Origin of the sequence: Vibrio sp., assembly GCF_047973365.1 — a bacterium.
Classification (GTDB): domain Bacteria; phylum Pseudomonadota; class Gammaproteobacteria; order Enterobacterales; family Vibrionaceae; genus Vibrio.
Genome location: NZ_JBKEBW010000061.1, coordinates 1 through 4,513 on the forward strand (window position 1 = coordinate 1; position 4,513 = coordinate 4,513).

Genomic DNA, 4,513 nt, shown 5'->3' on the forward strand with positions numbered 1-4,513 from the left:
ACCCAGCGATCCATTGCTGATTGACTTACATTCATTGCTTTAGCGGCTTCGATAACCGAATAGCCATGCTCTGTTACTAATTGTGCTGCTTCAAGTTTGAATTCCGCACTAAAAGTGCGTCTTGTACGATTTGTCATAAAATCACCTGTTTGTCTCTGAGGTGTATCTTAACACCTCTATTCAGGTGGCCAAATTCACTGTACCACTACATTGCAAGCCGCTTAACAGAAATGTCCAACTTTATGGGGTCACTTCAGAGCATGGGAACGAGAGAAAAAACTGTAACGATATAAAAAGGTCGCTATTTGCGACCTTTTTATATTTATGGCGAACACAAAGCTCTCGATTAGATGTAATCGACCCGGTCAATTTCAAACACCTTGTCACCACCCGGCGTCACGATAGTCACTTCGTCACCTTCGCTTTTGGCAATGAGGCCACGAGCAATTGGCGAACTGACAGAAATACGACCCGCTTTGATATCGGCTTCGTCATCACCCACGATCTGATACGTTTTCTCTTCATCTGTATCCACATCAATCAGCGTGACGGTAGAGCCAAAGATAACCTTGCCTGTCTTATCCATTTTGGTGACATCGATAACCTGAGCAACCGATAGCTTGTATTCGATATCACGGATTTGAGCCTCACAGATACCCTGCTCTTCACGAGCAGCGTGATATTCCGCATTCTCTTTCAAGTCACCCAATTCACGCGCTTCTGCAATCGCTTGAGAAATCTGTGGGCGCAATTTCAATAATCTTTCAAGTTCGTCACGTAGTAATTTCTCACCACGTACTGTCATAGGAACTTTTTCCATTTTATACCTCTACGCCAAAGCTACCTTTGGGCAAAACGAAACAGCCTAACATCCCAAGGGAGATAGGCTGTACTAGATAAATGCATTTTGGCTAAGTGTAAACAAAGTTTCGGCCGAAATCACCCAAATTAAAATTTAGATAGCAGAATTGGCTTTCCGCGCACAAATACCGAAATAACTAATAGCTAAATAGCTAAATGGACTTTAGCTAGTAGCAAAATAACCTTTAGTGAAAGCTTCTTTATTAATAAAAGATGCAAAGCGCAACAAACAAGCAGCAATGAAAAACGCCCACGAGCTAGCGTGGGCGTTAATATTAGGTAAAACTGATACTGCTACAAATTCACTTAGAATGTGTAGTAGATACCTGCTAGGTAAAGAGCAGTATCGGTATCTTTAGTGTATTCAGAGTTTTCTTGCGCTGAGTATTCAACAAACGCTAATACGTTGTTAGAGAACGCATAGTCAGCACCAACAGTGTAAGCAGTTAGGTCTTCTTCTGCATCATCTTGGTCGGCAACGAAACCAGAAGCGTAGATGCGTGCTGCATCAAATTTGTAATCAGCCGCTAGACCGATAACATTGGTGTCTACGCTGTCTTTTTGTTCAACAACATAATGAGTTGCGATTGAGAAAGAATCGCCTGAATAACCCAGTTTCACACCGTAGACATCGTTGTCACCGTTGTTAGTTACGTACTTACCATCAACTTTATCAGTAGTACGGTTGCCGTGATCTTGGTAAGAAGCACCAATATTAAAACCAGCAACAGTGTAAGACGCTGATACACCATAAGCATTATCAGCATCGCTATCTTCATCAAGGTAAGTATCAGCCACTAATTCTAGACCAGCGATATCGTATTTTAGCGCAATAGTATGACCGTCTGATTCGAAATCAGAAACGAAGTCATCCATGTAGCCGTAACCTTCGTTGGTGTTATCGATAGTGATTGCGTTGAAAGAATCCGCAAAGTCACCCGTTTCACCAGCCGCGATACCAAAATGCTCACCGATGTTAGCACCAAAGTATAGGTCGTCAGTTTTAATGTCTTTTGAGCCGTTTTCACCGTAACTTTCGCCATTTTCCATTTCAAATGAACCGAAAACAGTGACGGTGTCGTTTAGTTTGTGTTGTGCATCAACTTGAATTTTTGCCCATAGATCAGCATCTGCATCCAGATCAGCGCCAGCCACATCTGATTCAAATTGGCTTAAGAAAGTATCAATCTCACCAGAGATACCAACCGTTGTTGCTTCATCTTCATAGATAGAAGCTGCATTGGCTGCGCCTGAAACAAGAGCTGCCACTGCTAGTGCTATAAATTTTTTGTTCATTAGATAATCCCTATGTCCTTTTATTACTTAGCCTAACTTGTTAAGTATTATGTATAAGTAACAATACAGAGGTGTGAATGACGAATATCAACACAACCATTCTAGTAATTGATACACCACACAAAACATTTAACTCTGCGCCTACAGCGTAGACTAGTAAAAAGAACTAAATAGCGGGAACTTTTAATTTTTTATTAATTAAAAAAAATCAACTCATTGATATTTAATAACTTTCACAAACAAGTTGAGCGATAGATTTGACAAAAAACTTTCAAAACCGTTAAAACATTTGTGATGTTTTATATTTCTTTACATTAAAAAATATGACTAAAATCACACAATGTAATAAACACACTGAAAGTTATTCGCATATTTGTGCGGAGATAGGATTAAGAAGCCGCCCCTTTATTCCCTATTTAACTAACAGTATATTCAGAAAAAGTGGTGGATATTTTCTGATAATTAAGCATAAAACTTTATGTAAAAAATGGTGTGTAAGCCTTTATACTGAGTGCACGTTGAAGAGACTATTGAATCAATATGCCACGAACATGCTCTGCCCGTTTTGCTAAAATCACTGCGCCCCTGCTGGTTGGATTACTAACCCAACTCTGGTCATTTGCTGCTATGGCTAACCAGATCACCGATACGCTACCACCGACAACTCGTTATGCCCTGATTGCGAAAAAGCTCAGCACGACTAATGATTCTGAAACAAAGACTGACGTTGAAAAACCGCTTGATGCAGATAAACAGACAACTAATCAATACTTTCCACCAGCAAGCACATTGAAGTTAGTGACGGCTCTCGCTGCTAAATTGGAGCTGGGAGACGATTTTCACTTTCAAACCACACTCGCCCAATCGGGCAATGACTATTCGCTGACTTTCTCTGGCGACCCAACGCTTTCATCAGAAAACATCAAGCAATTGCTGAATAAAATTCAGTCCAACGGTTTAGGGACAATCAGCGGAGATCTCTGGTTAGATAACAGTGTCTTTACTGGCTATGAAAAAGCCGTCGGTTGGCCCTGGGATATTGTAGGTGTGTGTTATAGCGCCCCGGCAAGTGCGATCAATATTGATGGCAACTGCATTCAATCTTCAATCTATACCGAAAAAGACGGGCAAACACGAGTCTATGTACCAGAACAATATCCTGTCTATGTGATGACTGATGCTCACGCCGTTAGCCAAGATCAGCAAAAACAACACCATTGCGATTTAGAGCTCTACCCAACTCAAGAAAACCACTATCAGCTTTCCGGCTGTTTAGCGCAGCGCAACAAACCGCTGCCGCTAAAATTTGCCGTTCAGAATACGACGCTGTATGCCCAAAGAGTGGTGTATAAATTGCTCAATCAACTAGGTATCCAGCTAAAAGGTGAAATCAAAATAGGGCAAATGCCCACCCCTGCGACAATTCTCGCCACACATCAATCACAACCACTACCAGTTTTGCTTGATAATATGCTCAAAGACTCTGATAACCTGATTGCCGACACTCTGACTAAAACAATAGGTGGTCATTTTTTCCATCAGCCAGGCAGCTTTAATAATGGTACTCAAGCAATAAAAGAGGTCATTGAGAAAAATACCCAGATTTCGCTCAAAGATGATCAGTTGGTGGACGGTTCCGGCTTATCTCGCAACAATCGAATTCAAACCGCGAGTATGTTGCAAATTCTCCATTACATTTGGCAACACAACAGCTCGTTAGGTCTGATCGACTTACTGCCAACCTCCGGAGAATCCGGAACATTGCAATATCGTCGCAGTATGCGAGATGACACCATCAGGGGAAGAATCAAAGGGAAAAGCGGCTCGCTCTATGGCACGCATAATGTGGTGGGCTATGGTTTAGATGCCGCAGGAAAACCTAGCGCTGTCTTTATTCAATTTGTCACCGATTACTTTCCCCCAGAAATGGAAAGTGAAGTACCAGTGGAAGCAGCGATAGTGACTTTTGAAAAGGAGTTCTACCGTCAGGTGATCGAACTTAGTCGTTAATGGCAAAACACAAAAAGCGCCAATAGGCGCTTGAGTTTATTGACAATAATTTATACCTGTCATCCCGGAAAATACGCAGTATTTATCCGGGATCTCGCTCTTGTGTATGTTGTGAGATTTAGATTCCTGCCTTCGCACAATGCTGTTCGTTTAAGAGTTCTCTTTCTTTTTTCGTGAGCTCTTCAACGGGAATTTGATAGGTTTTATCTTGACCGCCCGTTCATAATTTGGGCGGTCTTGCTTTGGCATAATAAACTCCCGTAATGACTCGGTTAAATCTTTTAAACGCGCGGGGAGTGACTGAAGATTTTTAGTTCGACAGATGGCCGTGTAATCATAAAGAACG

General features: G+C 41.6%; 5 protein-coding genes. 1 reads left to right on the forward strand and 4 read right to left on the reverse strand.

Annotation, left to right across the window (positions count from 1 at the left end):
• The 3 genes from ACK5MF_RS08800 to ACK5MF_RS08810 all read right to left on the reverse strand — a co-directional run.
• Positions 1-137: transposase (locus ACK5MF_RS08800; protein WP_416921362.1), on the reverse strand; the 137-nt coding region annotated here is incomplete at its 3' end.
• A gap of 209 nt (positions 138-346) precedes the next feature.
• On the reverse strand, positions 347-820 hold the full coding sequence (greA, locus tag ACK5MF_RS08805) for a transcription elongation factor GreA (protein ID WP_416921355.1): 474 nt from the start codon (positions 818-820) through the stop codon (positions 347-349).
• Positions 821-1,167: 347 nt separating this feature from the next.
• Positions 1,168-2,157 (reverse strand): porin, encoded by a 990-nt coding sequence (locus tag ACK5MF_RS08810; protein WP_416921357.1) that lies wholly within the window; start codon positions 2,155-2,157, stop codon positions 1,168-1,170.
• A gap of 540 nt (positions 2,158-2,697) precedes the next feature.
• Here ACK5MF_RS08810 and dacB point away from each other — a divergent pair.
• Positions 2,698-4,167, forward strand: a complete 1,470-nt coding sequence (dacB, locus tag ACK5MF_RS08815; protein ID WP_416921359.1) for a serine-type D-Ala-D-Ala carboxypeptidase — start codon at positions 2,698-2,700, stop codon at positions 4,165-4,167.
• Between the two features lie 150 nt (positions 4,168-4,317).
• Here dacB and ACK5MF_RS08820 read toward each other — a convergent pair.
• Positions 4,318-4,513, reverse strand: a 196-nt coding sequence (locus ACK5MF_RS08820; protein ID WP_416921361.1) for a hypothetical protein, incomplete at its 5' end; no start/stop codon positions are given.

Bases quoted from the DNA above. Each gene is read 5' to 3' on its own strand.
- greA (WP_416921355.1), bottom strand. From the start codon at position 820: ATGGAAAAAGTTCCTATGACAGTACGTGGTGAGAAATTACTACGTGAC.
- ACK5MF_RS08810 (WP_416921357.1), bottom strand. From the start codon at position 2,157: ATGAACAAAAAATTTATAGCACTAGCAGTGGCAGCTCTTGTTTCAGGC.
- dacB (WP_416921359.1), top strand. From the start codon at position 2,698: ATGCCACGAACATGCTCTGCCCGTTTTGCTAAAATCACTGCGCCCCTG.